This window comes from Hymenobacter arizonensis, from assembly GCF_900115775.1.
In the GTDB taxonomy this organism is placed as follows: domain Bacteria; phylum Bacteroidota; class Bacteroidia; order Cytophagales; family Hymenobacteraceae; genus Hymenobacter; species Hymenobacter arizonensis.
In genome coordinates this window covers 450,343-465,012 of the sequence record NZ_FOXS01000001.1, presented here as the reverse complement: position 1 = coordinate 465,012, position 14,670 = coordinate 450,343, and the positions used below count along the sequence as shown (strand labels likewise).

The 14,670-nt window shown below is 56.7% G+C and carries 10 protein-coding genes; 3 read left to right on the top strand and 7 right to left on the bottom strand.

Annotated elements, in window-relative coordinates; genetic code table 11:
• Positions 1 to 2: 2 nt before the first annotated feature.
• The 6 genes from BMZ66_RS01940 to BMZ66_RS01915 form a co-directional block, all read right to left on the bottom strand.
• Entirely contained in the window at positions 3 to 1,100 is a 1,098-nt protein-coding gene (locus BMZ66_RS01940) for an agmatinase family protein (protein WP_092668413.1), read from the bottom strand.
• Between the two features lie 266 nt (positions 1,101 to 1,366).
• A complete protein-coding gene (locus BMZ66_RS01935) occupies positions 1,367 to 1,999 on the bottom strand; it encodes a chemotaxis protein CheC (RefSeq protein ID WP_234794944.1) in 633 nt (210 codons plus the stop codon).
• A 56-nt stretch (positions 2,000 to 2,055) separates the two neighbouring features.
• Positions 2,056 to 3,696 (bottom strand): chemotaxis protein CheA, encoded by a 1,641-nt coding sequence (locus tag BMZ66_RS01930; protein WP_092668410.1) that lies wholly within the window; start codon positions 3,694 to 3,696, stop codon positions 2,056 to 2,058.
• A 105-nt stretch (positions 3,697 to 3,801) separates the two neighbouring features.
• Positions 3,802 to 4,203: a response regulator gene (locus BMZ66_RS01925; RefSeq protein WP_234794943.1), complete on the bottom strand. Its 402-nt coding sequence runs from the start codon at positions 4,201 to 4,203 to the stop codon at positions 3,802 to 3,804.
• A gap of 60 nt (positions 4,204 to 4,263) precedes the next feature.
• On the bottom strand, positions 4,264 to 4,794 hold the full coding sequence (locus BMZ66_RS01920; protein ID WP_092668406.1) for a chemotaxis protein CheW: 531 nt from the start codon (positions 4,792 to 4,794) through the stop codon (positions 4,264 to 4,266).
• Positions 4,795 to 4,899: 105 nt separating this feature from the next.
• Positions 4,900 to 9,360: a methyl-accepting chemotaxis protein gene (locus tag BMZ66_RS01915; protein ID WP_234794942.1), complete on the bottom strand. Its 4,461-nt coding sequence runs from the start codon at positions 9,358 to 9,360 to the stop codon at positions 4,900 to 4,902.
• A 280-nt stretch (positions 9,361 to 9,640) separates the two neighbouring features.
• Between BMZ66_RS01915 and topA the strand changes: the two genes are divergently transcribed.
• A complete protein-coding gene (gene topA / locus BMZ66_RS01910) occupies positions 9,641 to 12,124 on the top strand; it encodes a type I DNA topoisomerase (RefSeq protein ID WP_092668404.1) in 2,484 nt (827 codons plus the stop codon).
• Between the two features lie 86 nt (positions 12,125 to 12,210).
• Positions 12,211 to 13,074, top strand: coding sequence for a DUF4846 domain-containing protein (locus BMZ66_RS01905; protein ID WP_092668402.1), 864 nt, complete (start codon positions 12,211 to 12,213; stop codon positions 13,072 to 13,074).
• A gap of 13 nt (positions 13,075 to 13,087) precedes the next feature.
• On the opposite strand, the gene BMZ66_RS01900 is transcribed toward BMZ66_RS01905, so the two are convergent.
• A complete protein-coding gene (locus tag BMZ66_RS01900; RefSeq protein WP_092668400.1) occupies positions 13,088 to 13,750 on the bottom strand; it encodes an HAD family hydrolase in 663 nt (220 codons plus the stop codon).
• Positions 13,751 to 14,113: 363 nt separating this feature from the next.
• On the opposite strand from BMZ66_RS01900, the gene BMZ66_RS01895 reads away from it, so the two are divergent.
• Positions 14,114 to 14,581 carry a pyridoxamine 5'-phosphate oxidase family protein gene (locus BMZ66_RS01895; RefSeq protein ID WP_092670194.1) on the top strand — a complete coding sequence of 156 codons (468 nt, stop codon included), beginning with the start codon at positions 14,114 to 14,116 and terminating at the stop codon, positions 14,579 to 14,581.
• Positions 14,582 to 14,670: the final 89 nt, after the last annotated feature.

Sequence of the window (14,670 nt, the reverse complement as noted above, 5' to 3'; positions counted from 1 at the left end):
GGTTACTCGGCCACCTCCATGCCTTTGGCAACGAGGCGCCCTTGCGATACGGCCATCCAGTTGCAAAGTTGGTAGAGCAGGCGGGCGCCTACTATGCCGTTCCAATCGGTGTCGCCGGGCGCTACCTCGTTGAGGTCGCAGCCGATGATGGTGATGCCGGCTCGTACGATGGAGCGAATCAAGTAAGTGGCTTCTTCGAACTCCAGGCCGCCGGGCACGGGGGTTCCAGTACCGGGGCACAGCTTGGGGTCCAGCCCGTCGATGTCGAAGCTGATGTAGACTTTGGGTGGCAGCTGGGCGATGATTTTACCACACACCTTCTTCCACGACTTCTTGGCGAATTTCTCCTCGCTCAGAAAGCGCTGGCTGAATAGGGCCACACGGCCATTGGAGTGAGCGATGAACTCTGCTTCCTGCTGGCACATGTCGCGGATGCCTACCTGCACCAGTTTTTTCACCTGGGGCAGCTCAAGAGCATTGTGCATGATGCTGGCGTGCGAGTACTTGAAGCCTTCATAGGCAGGGCGCAAGTCGCAGTGGGCGTCGAACTGCAGAATGGCGAATTCCTCGTGGCGCTCGGCCAACGCCTGCATATAGCCAAGCGGCGTGCTGTGGTCGCCGCCGAGCACTACCACGCTTTTGCCTGCGTCGAGGAGGGCCCCGGTTTTCTCTTTCAGCCACTTCACCATCACTGCTCCTTCGGTCGTGACCTTAGCGGGCACGCTACTGTGTTTGCTGGTCCCAGCATCGGGTTGGCCTTCTTCAACCCAATTGATGTACTCCGCTGCCAACGGACGCAGGTTATTGCTGGCCGCGGCGATGGTCTCGTCTTCCTCCTCCATGGCCAAGCCGAGCTTCCAGGCATCAGGCAGGTCCGGGTCGTACAGGTCAACTTGAAGCGATGCTTCGTGAATGGCGGCCGGGCCCTGGGCCGTGCCGGCGCGGTAGCTTACCGTTACCTCCCAGGGCACGGGCACTACTACCACGCGTGCCTCCTCAGGAGTAAAGGGCAGGCCGAACAAACCGCCTGCGGCATCGCCAGGGGCGTTGGGGTCAAAAGTGGCTATTTTTTGGGCCAGAGCGGCTTCGGATTTAGACATGAGAAGTTGTTCTGAAATGAGTTGAATTGAGAAGGGTACGGACAGCGAACCAGAGAATACGGTACCCAACAAAAAAACGTCATGTGGAGCTTGCTGAAGCCTCATGACTACATCCTTAATTCCTGCCAGGCTGGCGAAGTATCCTATCTCGCCGAACAGCTCGTCCGTTTAAATGGGATGCTTCCTTCGTCAGCACGACGGACGGATGCGGTCAGGAAGCTCACTCAGGCTCCGCATGACGTATTCTTTTAGTTACCTAACGCTGCTTAAGCCGACATTTGGCTGCCCAGGAAGTCGTAGCTACGAATTATCTCCAGAATCTTGGTAAACGTTTCGCGGTCAAAGAACAGCATCAGGGGAAGCTCTACCATGTTATCCTTGTCCGAAAACTGCGTGATAACAGAAAAGATGAGAGGCTGCAGTTGGTGTTCTGGCAACAGACCCTGCATGATGTCGGCAATATCACCGCCCGGAGCGGTAGGCGGAGCGCCGTAGATATTGGCCTTAAGAATATTGGCTAGCTGCGTCACCAACGCTCCAGTGATGATGTTGCTGATTTCGAGCAGCAAAGATTCCTGCAACTCGTTCACCTCCAATGATTCCTGGGTTTGCATGCGCAGGCACACCCGCGAAAGGCGCTGAATGTGCTGGCCCGAAAAGAACATGAGCGTAGTGCCATTAAAATCACCCCGGATATCGGACTGGATAGGCACATGCTTCGCCTGATAGTCCCGCACGCGCACCAGAATATCGTCGCTGTCAAGCAGGTCAATATTCGGCACCTCCAACAGCACACGCTCTTGGGCAATAACGGCGAACGAATCGGCGGCGCGGGCCAAGCCGATATTTAGAATCTCGCGGATTATATCACGCTCTAAGTCAGTCATCGATAAATCCATAACGTACAGAATAGGGGAAGTGCAGCTGCGAGTACTGGGGTGAAAGAAAAGTTAGTTTAAGGCCGTTTGTTCAAAAACAAACGATTTAGAGCGGGTACGTCAAGCACAAGGCAGACTTGCCCGCTCCCGAGCAGGGTAACTCCCCCAAACAAATCGATAGTATCGAGGGGCTTGCTGAGCGGTTTGATAACGATGTTCTGCTGACGCATAAATCGGTCGACCACCAAGCCCAGGCGACGGTTGTTGTAGTTCACCACCAGCACATGCTGGGGGCCATTCATATCAGTTTTAGTTGCCGGGGGCAAGGGTTCGTCGCCCTCGTCAAACAGAAGCTGGCGCAACGGCACCAATGGTACCGCCTGCTCGTGGAAATGGGTTACCAGCACACCACCCACTACCGAAATCTGCCCGGGGTGCAGAGCCAATACCGTTTCGGTGTGTAGCAGCGGCACGGCATACGGCCGTTCGTCTACTTCCACTAGTAAGGCTCCTTTTACAGCGATAGATGTGGGCAGAACCAGGGTAAAGGTGGTTCCGGCGCCCATCTCTGACTCTACGCGAAGCTGGCCACCCAACGAATCGAGAGCGAGTTTAACTACATCGAGCCCCACGCCACGGCCCGAGATGTCGGTCACTTGCTGCGCCATCGAGAAGCCGGGCTCAAATAAGAAAGCCCAGATGGCGTGTTCATCCAGCTTAGCAGCTGCTTTGGCAGTGGTCAGGCCGCGGTCTATTGCTTTGCGGCGAACAGCTTCGGTATCGATGCCGCGGCCATCGTCGCGAACTTGGATAAGGACATCGTCGCGCTCGGTCAAAGCCGAAAGGGTGAGCTGCCCCACCGCCGGCTTGCCACTGGCCAGCCGCTCCTGGGTTGTTTCGAGCCCGTGGCTGACGGCATTGCGCACCAAGTGGAGCAAGGCATCCGTGATGATTTGCAGAATGTTGCGGTCAATTTGCACGTCCTGCCCGCTCATCATGAGCTCCACTTGTTTCTCCTCGGCAGCGGCCACGTCGCGCACTACCCGGGGAAACTTATTCAGCAGCACGCCCACTCCTACCAGCCGCGCATCCATCACGCTGTACTGCAAGTCGTCGGAAATGCGGAACAGGTGCTGCGCAGTAGCTAGCAAGGCCGGGTTATCAATTTCCTGCGCCAGCGTCATTATCCGGTCGCGGTCAATTACCAGCTCCCCTACCAAGTTTAGGAGGTTATCGAGCTTCTTAACCTGGATGTACACCAAGTCCGATAACTCCATTTTGCGGCCGGCTTCCTCGTCGGTTTCCACAAGGTCTTCGTCATCCAACACCGGCTCTTCGCCCCGCACCAAGCGGTCGAGATTTTCCAATAGCGTCGCTACATCGGGCAGAGGCTGATTGGCCCCTACGGCGCGAATCATGTTGCCCAAGGCGTCAACCCCAGTGAACACCACCTGAATCAAAGACCCGCTAAAAGTCCGCTCTCGGTCCCGGATGAGGCCAAATAGGGTTTCGAGATGGTGGGCTACTTCGCCCAGGTCCGTGAAGCCCATTGCACGCGCATTGGCCTTCAGGTTGTGCATAAGTCGGAATAGCTCGTTGAGGGCAGGCCCGGCGTCGGGATTGCGCTCCAGCTCGCTCAAGTGCCGGCTCATGGAGTCATAATACTCCAAGGCTTCGGCCATGAACAGCTCCCGGTATTCCTGGTCGCGCGTTTTCATTGGCCGGAGCGTTTAGGATATTTCATTCCCCAAACCGAGGCGCGCAGCCACGCCCCATCGTTTCCGACGGAGGGCACCACAGCTACGGAGGAATGCAGCCGCACCTTATGCAGTCTTTTCAGTGGCGTCGTTTTGCAACGCGGCACCCACAATTTCCAACACCTTCTCTTCCGAAAAAGGCTTGACAATGTATGCCAAGGCCCCGTTTTCGATGGCCTCGTTCACAATAACTTCCTGGCCAACAGCGCTGCACATTACCACTTTGGAGGATGGCTGGGTTTGGCGAAGGCTTTTGAGCACATCCAGCCCGGTGTTATCGGGCAGAATGACGTCGAGGGTGATGAGGTCGGGAGAAGTCGACACTGCCATCTCAAGAGCTTGGGCTCCATTAGCCGCCTCGCCAACTACTTCGTAGCCAGCATCGGTGAGCATGTTCTTGAGCATCGTGCGCATATAAAAAGAGTCGTCGACGATGAGGATGCGCTTATTCATGGTATTGGATGACATGAGGAAAATCTAGAATATGGTCGAGCCCCGTGGCCCAGCCCCGGTTGTACGGGCTGGGGCTTACGAAGATGCCACTTTGCCTGGCAAACGCATCACCTCACTCGGAGTGAGGAGCTTGCGCATATCCAAAACGATTATGATGCCGCCTTCGGGTAACTTGGCAATGCCTTCGAGGTACTTGTCGCGCGTGCTGGAATCCTGCACAAACTCCGGCGGCGGCTCAATCTGACTCAGCGGGAGGGTGAAAGGCCGGGGTACCTCGCGCACCATCAGCCCGAGGGTGTAATCGGCCGCTTCAACTGCCACCGTGTAAGAACGTTCGGGCAAGGGGCGCCCGGCTGGGCGGAGACGGAACCGTTCCTCTAAGTCAATAATGGCAATGATATCGCCGCGCAGGTTAGCAATTCCTTTGATGAAAGGAGGAGTTTTGGGCATGCGCGCCACTTCGGGCGTCACCGTTACCTCTTTCACCTGTTCGATACGAATGCCGTAGTCCTCGTCGCCCAACCGAAACACAATGAGTTGAACCAACTCAGCAGGTTTGGCGCGTTCGGCTTTGGGTGCAGGACTAGCTATTTCTATTTCAGCCATGTACTTGGTAATCAGTATTGCGTAGGCAGTAAATTGTAGCGGGCAATCGACAATCAGGGGAAGTCAGACTATCCGTCCCTGACTATCGATTACTCACTTTCCGGCCTACTTGGCTTTAGCTTTTGCTTTTGGTTTTGAGGCAGACTCCTTTTCTTTTACCTCCTGGCCGTTAGTCTGGCTTTTGCCATTCTTCGGCTCGGCTTTGGCTGCCAACCGGTTGACGGCAGGCCGAGGTGCTGGTGCTACGGGCGCTGGCGCCGCTTGCTCGGCCGGGCGGGAAGGACGAACGCGCCGTTCGGGCCGGGTGGCTACTGGAGCCGGAACGGCGGCGTTAGCAGCTTCTATTCGAGCGTTGCGACGCGCGATGCCATTGCGACGAGCGTTGTCGGCCGGGTCAGGAGCTGGTTCGTTGCGGTTTTGGGCACGGCGGGCGGCCATTCCCGTTTGGGGAGTAGCAGCCGAGTACGAATCGCGAGCCCGGTAAATTTCGCGGGCACTGGGTCCGCGACGCATGGGCTGAGGCTCGGGCTCCGGCTCGTAGTAAGAGCTGAGCTGGAAGGTTTCCAGGCCGGCCTGCAAGTCGTCGGCAATGTCGGTGAGGCGCTGCGAGCTAGTAGTCAGTTCTTGCATAGCCGTCGACAGTTGCTTGGCCGTGCCAGCCACTTGCTGAGTACCGGTTGCCGTTTGCTCGGCAATGGCTACCACGTCCTCCACGTACTTCACTACGTCGCCAATCGAGGTTTTCTGTACTTCGGTAGCCGTGAGAATGTCGCGTGAGGTGCGGAGCGTTTCACCGCTACTGGTGGCAATGTTCTTAAAGGCCGAGCTGGCTTCGAACGTAGCGTTCTTGCCTTTCAGTACTCGGCCTTCCATAGTCGAAATAGCGGTTGCGGCCGAGGTTGTGTCCTTGCGAACGTCCTCTACCAGCGTGGCAATTTCGTTGGCTGACTTGCGCGAGCCTTCGGCCAGCTTCCGAATTTCTTCGGCTACTACCGCGAAACCACGGCCGGCTTCCCCAGCGCGGGCTGCTTCGATGGCAGCGTTCAGAGCAAGCAGGTTAGTTTGCGAGGCAATGTCGGTAATCACGCCCAGCGATTTGCTGATTTCACCCGACCGGGTGCTTAGCACTTCGATGGTGCGTGACGTCTGCATAGCGGCGCTGGAAATCTCTTCCATGTTTTTCACCACTTCTGCCACCGTTTTCAGACCGAGCTGCGAGGTTTGCTCACCCAGGATAGCCGCTTTGTTCACCACGTCGGCCTTGTTGGCCGTTTCCTTGGTGGCCTGCATAATCTCCTCGATGAGTTTGAAGGCCTGGTCGGTTTTCAAAGCTTGGTTCTGAGCGCCTTCTGCCATTTGCTGCATGGCCAAGGCCACATCGACAGTTACACGGCTCATCTCCTGACCTTTGCCGGCCATTTCCTCCGAAGAAGTCCCCACTACCTGCGACGAATCGTTGATTTCGCCAAGCAGCTCGTTCAGGTTTTCAACGGCGAGGTTAAGGGCGCTGGACATGGCCAGGATGTCACCCGTAGTGGGCACTTCCACGCGCTGGGTCAGGTCGCCTTCCGAGATGGCCCGTACCACGCGGCTCACTTCCAGTACTGGCGAGGCAATGGATTCGAGCAGGGCATTGAGCGTGTCCACCAATTCTTTCCAGGAGCCCGACACGCCACCTACCGTGGCCCGCTCGGTGAGCTTACCTTCCACACCGGCCACTTTCGCCACGCGGCTAACTTCGACGGCGAGGCGGTTAAGGTCGTCCACCATCCGGTTGATGGTGTCGGCCAGCTCGGCTACTTCGCCTTTGGCTTGCAGCGTGAGCTTTTGGGTCAAGTCACCTTTCGATACCGCAGTTACAACTTTCACCAGGCCCCGCACCTGGGTGGTGAGGTTGGCGGCCATGGTATTTACGTTGTCGGTGAGGTCTTTCCAGACGCCAGCCACGTTCGGTACGCTGGCCTGGCCACCGAGTTTACCTTCGGTACCCACTTCCTGGGCCACGCGGGTTACCTCGCCAGCGAACAGGTTCAGCGAGTCCACCATCTGGTTCAGGTTTTCCTTCAGCTGGAGGAACTCCCCTTTTACATCTACCGTGATTTTTTGCGACAAGTCACCTTTGGCTACGGCCGTGGCTACGTTGGCAATGTCTCGCACCTGACTGGTCAGGTTGAGCGCCATGGTATTCACGTTGTCGGTGAGGTCTTTCCAGGTGCCGCGCACGTTGGGCACGCTGGCTTGGCCGCCTAGCTTACCTTCCGTACCCACTTCGCGGGCCACGCGGGTTACTTCGCCGGCAAAGATGTTCAGTGAGTCCACCATTTCGTTGAGGTTTTCCTTCAACTGCAGTAGCTCACCCCGCACGTTCACCGTGATTTTCTGGCTCAAGTCGCCCTTCGCAACCGCGGTTGCCACGTTGGCAATGTCGCGCATTTGCGAGGTCAAGTTCGAGGCCATCGTGTTTACGTTGTCCGTGAGGTCCTTCCAGGTACCGCTTACCTTCGGTACGTTGGCCTGTCCGCCCAGAATACCTTCGGTGCCCACTTCGCGCGCCACACGAGTTACCTCGCCGGCGAAGATGTTCAGTGAGTCCACCATCTGGTTCAAGTTGTCCTTGAGGTCCAGCAGCTCGCCTTTTACGTCAACTGTAATCTTCTGCGAAAGGTCACCTTTCGATACGGCCGTGGCTACGTTGGCAATGTCTCGTACCTGCGAGGTCAGGTTGCTGGCCATCGTGTTTACGTTGTCCGTCAGCTCCTTCCAGGTACCGCCAACGCGGGGCACTACGGCTTGGCCGCCTAGTTTACCCTCGGTGCCCACTTCGCGGGCCACGCGGGTTACTTCGTCACCGAAGATGTTCAGCGAGTCCACCATCTGGTTGAGGATGTTCTTCAGTTCCAGGATTTCGCCCTTCACATTCACCGTCATCTTCTGGCTCAAGTCACCGCGGGCTACGGCCGTTGCCACGTTGGCAATGTCTCGTACCTGCGAGGTAAGAGCCGCGGCCATGTCGTTTACGTTATCGGTAAGGGCTTTCCACACACCCGCCACGTTCGGCACCGAGGCTTGGCCACCGAGTTTACCCTCCGTGCCTACCTCTTGGGCCACACGGGTTACCTCACCAGCGAACAGGTTCAGCGACGCCACCATCTGGTTCAGGTTCTGCTTCAGTTGCAGGAATTCACCCTTTACATCCACGGTAACCGTCTGCGTCAAGTCGCCTTTAGCTACGGCCGTGGCCACATTAGCAATGTCCCGCACCTGAGAAGTCAGGTTACTTGCCATGTAATTTACGTTGTCGGTCAGGTCCTTCCACACACCAGCTACGTTGGGTACGACGGCTTGGCCGCCGAGGCGGCCTTCGGTGCCTACTTCCTGCGCCACGCGGGTTACTTCGCCGGCAAACAGGTTCAGCGAGTCCACCATTTGGTTTAGGTTCTGCTTCAGCTGGAGCAGCTCGCCTTTTACATCTACTGTCACCTTCTGGCTGAGGTCACCTTTCGCTACCGCGGTGGCCACGTTGGCAATGTCACGAACCTGAGAGGTCAAGTTCGAGGCCATGTTATTTACGTTGTCGGTCAGGTCCTTCCATACGCCAGCGACGTTGGGCACCAGAGCTTGACCACCCAGCTTACCCTCGGTGCCCACTTCCTGGGCCACGCGGGTTACCTCGCCGGCAAACAGGTTCAGCGAGTCCACCATCTGGTTGAGGTTCTGCTTCAGCTGCAGGAATTCCCCTTTTACATCAACAGTAACCTTTTGCGTCAAGTCACCTTTAGCTACCGCGGTTGCCACGTTGGCAATGTCTCGTACCTGAGAAGTCAGATTCGAGGCCATGTTGTTTACGTTGTCCGTCAGGTCCTTCCAGATGCCGCCTACATTAGGTACGCTGGCTTGGCCACCGAGCTTGCCTTCGGTGCCCACTTCCTGCGCCACGCGGGTTACCTCGCCGGCGAAGATGTTTAGGTTATCAATCGTTTTGTTGATGGTTTCGGCCATCAGCTTGAAGTCGCCCGAAACCGGAATCTGGAAGCTTTCGTCCAAGTTGCCGCGGCTGATGTTCTTCAATACCTTGCCTACTTCCAATACCGGAACGGCAATGCTGTCTACCAGGCCGTTGATATTATTTATCATGTCGCGCCAGAAACCGGCGGCGCCGTCGGCCGAGGCCCGCGCCTTTAGGTTTCCTTCTACCCCGGCCACTTTCGAGATGCGCGATACCTCGCCGCCTACCCCGCCTATCATTTCCACCATGGAATTGTAGGCTTCGGCGATTTCAGCAAAAATGTCGTCGTTTTGCTTGGTCAGGCGCACGGAAACGTCCCCTTTTTTAAAGGCGTCCAACGCGTAGAGCACGCGGTTAAGCTGGTCGTTCACGTAGCCCGGGTCCTGGGTGTCGATAGAACCCCGCGAGCCGCCTCTTTTGCGGGTCAGGTCGTTGTTGGTACGCACCACGTCAAGAGCCGAAACTGCCCCGGAATCCGGCATTTCATTCGTGACATCATCCATTGTAGCCACCGCGGGGGCCCGACGAGGCTTAGATTGCGGAGTCTTGGGAGAAGCCATATAATTAATATATCAAGCGGGGGGAAGGAGGACAAAATTGGAAAGGCGAAGTACGGGTAATATCCCGGAATAAGCAAAGATACAACTCCGCCTAAGGCAATGAACTCTGACCTAATGTTGGCCTGTTAAAGAAGCACGAAGACGGCGGGATAATTGCTAGGTGCGTTGGTGCTGGGAATATTCCGGCATCTTTGCGGCCAATTTTAACATTTCTCCACGGCTGGCCGTTTTAATTCCCACTGCCCTCCCATTCGTCTGCCGTTTCCTCTCACCCGCTCACATGGTCAAGAATTTAGTTATCGTCGAGTCGCCGGCCAAGGCCAAAACCATTGAAGGCTACCTCGGCCAGGATTTCGTGGTGCGCTCCAGTTATGGGCACGTTCGCGACCTGCCTAAGGACAATAATGCCATTGACATTGCCAATGGATTTAAGCCTACTTACGTGGTGTCGGCCGACAAGCGCGAGCTAATTGCACAGCTGAAAAAACTTTCGAAGGAGGCCGAAATGGTTTGGTTGGCAAGTGACGATGACCGCGAAGGCGAGGCCATTAGCTGGCACCTGGCCGAAACCCTGAACCTGCCCGATGCCAAGACCAAGCGCATTGTGTTCCGCGAAATCACCAAAAGTGCAATTCTTGGTGCCATTGCCAACCCCCGCATCGTTGACCAGAACCTAGTTAATGCGCAGCAGGCCCGCCGCGTTCTCGACCGCCTCGTGGGCTTTGAGCTGAGCCCCGTGCTGTGGAAGAAAGTGAAGCCCGGCCTTTCGGCTGGGCGGGTGCAGTCGGTGGCTGTGCGCTTGGTAGTAGAGCGCGAACGTGAAGTAGCTAGTCACTTATCGGCCAGCGCCTACCGCGTAGTAGCGCGCTTCGATGCGGGCCGCGGAGCGGTGCTCGAAGCGGAGCTACCCACCCGGTTTAAAGTGCGGGACGAAGCAGAAGCTTTTCTGCAGCGCTGCGTGGGGGCAGCTTATCAAATTGAGAGCCTCGACAAGAAGCCAGGCAAGCGCAGCCCCGCGGCTCCGTTCACCACTTCTACGCTGCAACAGGAAGCTTCGCGCAAACTGGGCTTCTCCGTAGCGCAGACCATGAGCGTGGCGCAGAAACTGTACGAAGCTGGTAAAATCAGCTACATGCGGACGGACTCCGTGAACCTGTCGCAGGAAGCAATGGCGGGCGCTCAGGCGGCCATCACGGCCGCTTACGGGGCCGATTACCATCATACCCGCACCTTCAAAACCAAGTCGGCTTCGGCCCAGGAAGCGCACGAAGCCATTCGCCCTACTGATTTTAGCGCGGTGAAAGCTGGCGCTGATGCATCGGAGCAGCGGCTGTACGACCTTATCCGTAAGCGCGCTATGGCCTCGCAAATGGCGGAGGCCGTGATTGAGCGCACCACGGCGGTTATTGGCATCAGCACGCAGCCCGGCACCACGTTCACAGCTACGGGCGAGGTTATTACCTTCGAAGGCTTCCTGAAAGTGTATGCCGAGAGCAAGGACGACGAGGACGAAGACGATGCCAAAGACGGCGAGTCGAGCTTCTCGCGGGGCTTGCCTCCGCTGAGCGTGGGCCAAGTGCTGCCGTTGCAGCGACTGAGTGCGACCGAGCGGTTTTCGTCGCCCCCGGCGCGCTATACGGAAGCTTCGCTGGTTAAGAAACTAGAGGAGATGGGCATTGGCCGTCCTTCCACCTACGCCCCTACCATCAGCACGGTGCAGAAGCGCGGCTATGTAGAAAAAGACACCCGTGAGGGCAAGGAACGCAAGTTTCACGTGCTCACGCTTGACGGAGAAGCGGTTAACACCGAAGTGAAAACCGAGAACTATGGCGCCGAAAAAGCCAAGCTATTTCCCACTGATACGGCCATGGTGGTGAACGACTTTTTGGTGGAGCACTTCCCCGTGATTGTGGACTATCAGTTCACGGCCAAGGTAGAAGACGAGTTCGACCAGATTGCCAATGGCCGCGAAGATTGGACCCAAATGCTGACCGGCTTCTATGGCAAGTTCCACGCTACCATTGAGGCTGGCCAGGACATTGAGCGCAGCACTCTGGGCAGCACCCGCGAAATTGGCGTGCACCCCGAAACGGGCGAGAAAATCACGGCCCGGCTGGGTCGCTACGGCCCCTACGTGGCGCTGGGTGACACTGAAGGCGAAACCAAACCCGCTTACGCCAACCTGCGCAAAGGCCAGTTTATTGAAAGCATCACGCTGGAAGAGGCCCTGGACCTTTTCAAATTACCCCGCGTAGTGGGCGAGTTTGAGGGCAAGGACATGACCGCCAACCTCGGCCGCTTTGGTCCTTATGTTCGCCACGACAGCAAGTTTTTCTCCCTTACCAAGGAGCAAGACCCGCATACCATTACGGCCGAAGAAGCGGTGACATTGATTGAGCTGAAGCGCAAAACCGATGCCGAGCGCCTCATCAAGTCGTTCCCCGAAAACCCGGACATTCAGGTGCTGAATGGCCGTTTCGGGCCTTACATCGTGGCGGGCAAAAAGAACGTAAAAATTCCCAAGGGCGAAGAGCCTACCGAACTGACCCTGGAGCGCTGCCAGGAGCTGGCCGATGCCACGCCCGACAAGCCCGCCAAAGGTGGCCGCTTCGGCAAAAAGGCTGCCCCGGCTGCCAAGGAGGAAAAAGCCGACACCCCCGCCAAGAAAAAGCCTACTGCCAAAAAAGCTCCGGCCAAGAAAAAACCAGCAGCTAAAACCGCCGCCAAGCCGGCTGCTAAAAAGACGGCAGCCAAAGCAAAATAAACCGCTCCTGGCGCCGTTCTTTGCGCTCCGGTTTTATCATCAAAAACCCGCCTTGGTGCGGGTTTTTGTTTGCGCCCTTGCCAGCGATGCGTACCTCTCTCCTCTTGATGACGCTGGCGCTGTGGGCCGGCGGACCATGCCTACCGGCTATTGCTCAGGTTCGGCCAGCTGGTCTGGTTTATCCTTGGCTGGCGCAACCGGGCAGTGCCGCTGCTACGGTAGCAGCTCGGTTTCCGGCTCCGGCAGGCTGCCAGCGGGTGGCAGTAGCGGCGGGCTCCTGGGGCGAGTGGCTGCGCTACCTGCCTTTGAGCCCGGCGGGTACGCCGGCCCGCACCTTTTCGGGAGGCCTCAAAAACCGACAGGACGTGGTGGCCGCGGTGGTGAAGATTGATGTGGGCACCCAGGACCTGCAACAGTGCGCCGATGCCGTTATCCGCTTGCGGGCCGAATATGGCTTCAGCCGCAACCTGAATAAAATTCACTTTCACCTGACCACGGGCTACGATTTCTGGTTTTCCGACTTTGTGGCGGGGCGCACCTTTCGTGTGGTGAACGAAGAAGTGCTGCCTGCGAGCCGGCCAGCCGAAGCGCCTACCCACGGGGCCTTGGCGCGCTACCTGGTGCCCACATTTGGGTATGCGGGCACCCTGTCATTGAGCCGTGAGCTGCGGCCGGTGCCCCTGGCGCATGTGCAGCCGGGCGATGTGCTCATTCATGGCGGGCGGCCCGGCCACGCGGTGCTGGTAGTAGATGTGGCCGAGCACACCGTTACGCGCCAGAAATTTCTGCTGCTGGCCCAAAGCTATATGCCGGCCCAAAGCATTCATGTATTACGCAATGTAGAAGAGCCGCGCTTGGGTGCTTGGTTTGCGCTGCCCGGCCCCGATGAAGACGAGTTTAGTACCCCGGAATGGGTGTTTGGCCGCCAGGAACTGGGCCATTTCGAGTAGCGACTGTAGGTGCTTAGGCGGGCGTAATTGCCACGATGCCTGCAGCCGTCAGTTCGGCGAAATCCTGAATGATGCGGTCGGCTTGGTGGAGGTTTTGTCCTGCTGAATGCATACTAGCGTAACCAATGCAGTATATGCCCGCTGCCTTAGCTGCCGCTACGCCATTGCCCGAGTCTTCGATGACAATGCACTGCGCCAGCGGCGTTTCGGACAGCTCTGCGGCGTGTAGGAAGATGGCTGGGTCGGGTTTAGAGCGTTCGAAATCTTCGCCGCTCACCACGTGGGAGAAATAAGGCGTGAGTTCAAACCGCTGAAACACCCTGGCAATGGTGCCTTTGGAAGCTGAGGAAGCCAGGACCAGTTGCACGTCGTGTGCCTGAAGGTCGTCGAGTAGGTTTCGGACGCCGGGCAGCAGGTCCAGACCGGCGTCTTCATCGAATGACTTGTTGAACAAGGCCCGCTTCCGGGCAAGCAGGTCTTCCACGTCTTGCTGAAGGTGGTACTGCTGCTTCAGGGTTTGAAACACGTTCCGGGTAGACTTGCCTAGAAAGGTGTTGTACTCTTCCGGAGTGACAAGAATGCCTAGTTCTTCAAACAGGGTAAAAAAAGCAGCGCGGTGCGTAGGCTCGGTGTCGATGATGACGCCATCCATGTCAAAAATTACAGTGCGTATCATTGAGGCAACGGTATAAAATCAGAGCTGACAAAGGTAGGCGGCCAGCCTGCTTGGCAATTCCACGACCCACTCCTGCCTTGGATAGGAACCATTGTGGCAGAAGTTTAATTTTTAGCTTGGTTTACAGTGCATTTAGTCCATCTCGTGTCGCCGAGCATAGCTGTCATAACTGAGGATTATTGCTCTCCAATCACTATGCACGATACCACTAATCGCCCCTGAAACAGCCCACACAATTTTACAACTATTGCAGTTCTTCCCAAACAAAGCAGCGATGAATTAGTATAGTGTCAAAATTAAGTGTTATTATTATAAAAATTGGGCTTTTCCTTGCGTAATGCTCCCACCCAAATCCTGAAGCGTATGCCTGCTAAAACGTTGAAAGATATTGCCGCCAAATTGGCCAATTTGGACATCGCCATTTTAACTACACACACTAGTAAAGGGCAGTTGAGCAGTCTTCCAATTAGCAACAACGGGGAAACGGAATACGATGGCAACTCTTATTATTTCACCCACGAGGGCTCGCGGGCGGTGCAGGACATTCTGGAAAATCCACGCGTACACCTGAACTTTGAAGGACCGCGGCGGCTGTACATTTCCATTGTTGGCACCGCGCATCTCATCCGCCAAAAGGCGACTATGCGAAAGCATTGGGTACGCGACCTGGAGGCGTGGTTTAAGGATGGTATCGATACGCCGGGGGTAGTGCTGGTGCGCGTACAGGCGAACCGCATCAAGTACTGGGAAGGCGAGGAAAGAGGGGAACTACGGCTGCAGTACGCGGAGAACTCGGCTGCTTACAACAATTCCAATAGGGCCATTGATTGAACCATTGGATAGGGCATATTCACAGGCTGGCCTACGTTGATTGAGAAGAGCGAAGCCTGATGCGGTGATATACTCGCCTGCGACTGCGC

What these genes read in the sequence shown, in the direction of transcription:
- BMZ66_RS01940 (WP_092668413.1), bottom strand. Translation starts at nt 1,100, where the DNA reads ATGTCTAAATCCGAAGCCGCTCTGGCCCAAAAAATAGCCACTTTTGAC.
- BMZ66_RS01935 (WP_234794944.1), bottom strand. Translation starts at nt 1,999, where the DNA reads ATGGATTTATCGATGACTGACTTAGAGCGTGATATAATCCGCGAGATT.
- BMZ66_RS01930 (WP_092668410.1), bottom strand. Translation starts at nt 3,696, where the DNA reads ATGAAAACGCGCGACCAGGAATACCGGGAGCTGTTCATGGCCGAAGCC.
- BMZ66_RS01925 (WP_234794943.1), bottom strand. Translation starts at nt 4,203, where the DNA reads ATGTCATCCAATACCATGAATAAGCGCATCCTCATCGTCGACGACTCT.
- BMZ66_RS01920 (WP_092668406.1), bottom strand. Translation starts at nt 4,794, where the DNA reads ATGGCTGAAATAGAAATAGCTAGTCCTGCACCCAAAGCCGAACGCGCC.
- BMZ66_RS01915 (WP_234794942.1), bottom strand. Translation starts at nt 9,360, where the DNA reads ATGGCTTCTCCCAAGACTCCGCAATCTAAGCCTCGTCGGGCCCCCGCG.
- topA (WP_092668404.1), top strand. Translation starts at nt 9,641, where the DNA reads ATGGTCAAGAATTTAGTTATCGTCGAGTCGCCGGCCAAGGCCAAAACC.
- BMZ66_RS01905 (WP_092668402.1), top strand. Translation starts at nt 12,211, where the DNA reads ATGCGTACCTCTCTCCTCTTGATGACGCTGGCGCTGTGGGCCGGCGGA.
- BMZ66_RS01900 (WP_092668400.1), bottom strand. Translation starts at nt 13,750, where the DNA reads ATGATACGCACTGTAATTTTTGACATGGATGGCGTCATCATCGACACC.
- BMZ66_RS01895 (WP_092670194.1), top strand. Translation starts at nt 14,114, where the DNA reads ATGCCTGCTAAAACGTTGAAAGATATTGCCGCCAAATTGGCCAATTTG.